1 protein-coding gene is annotated in these 896 nt (G+C 69.1%); it reads left to right on the plus strand.

Going from position 1 to position 896, the window contains the following annotated elements:
* Nucleotides 1-890, plus strand: an 890-nt coding sequence (gene metF, locus AC3ETA_RS47770) for a methylenetetrahydrofolate reductase [NAD(P)H] (protein ID WP_432199170.1), incomplete at its 5' end; no start/stop codon positions are given.
* Nucleotides 891-896: the final 6 nt, after the last annotated feature.

The following is an 896-nucleotide window of genomic DNA, read 5'->3' on the forward strand; positions in this document are numbered from 1 at the left end:
CAGGCGAAGTACTTCAACGCGGGAGGGCGGGCATGACGACCTTCTCCTTCGAGTTCTTCCCCCCGAAGACCGAGAAGGGCGAGCGCGCCCTCTGGGATGCGATGCGCCGAGTGGAGGCGCTGCACCCCGACTTCGTCTCCGTCACCTACGGAGCGGGCGGCTCCTCACGCGACCGGACCATCGCCGTCACCCGCCGTATCGCCGCCGAGACCACCCTGCGGCCCGTCGCCCACCTCACCGCGGTCGGTCACTCGGTCACCGAGCTGCGCCACATCATCGGCCAGTACGCCGACGCGGGCATTCGAGATGTCCTCGTCCTACGGGGTGACCCGCCCGGCCACCCCAACGGTCCCTGGACACCCCACCCCGAGGGATTCACGTACGCCCGCGAACTGGTCGAACTCGTGCGGTCGCTGGGCGACTTCGCGATCGGAGTGGCGGCCTTCCCCGAACGGCACCCGCGCTCGCCCGACTGGGAGAGCGACATCCGGCACTTCGTGGCCAAGTGCGCAGCCGGCGCCGACTACGCCATCACCCAGATGTTCTTCCGCGTGGAGGACTATCTGCGACTGCGGGATCGGGTGGCGGCCGCGGGCTGTGACATTCCGATCATCCCCGAGATCATGCCCGCCACGGACGTCCGCCAGATCCGCCGCTTCGCCGAACTCTCCAGCGCGGCCTTCCCCGAAGACCTCGCCCACCGGCTGGAGAGCGCCCGCGGCAATCCTTCCGCCGGGCACCGGATCGGCGTCGATCACGCCACCGCCATGGCCGAGCGTCTGCTCGCCGAAGGCGCCCCAGGGCTGCACTACATCACGCTCAACCGGTCCACCGCCGCGCTCGACATCCACCGGAACCTTCAGACCTCAAGGAGCTTCAGTGTCCGCTGACTTCAC

The organism is Streptomyces sp. bgisy027, assembly GCF_057710365.1.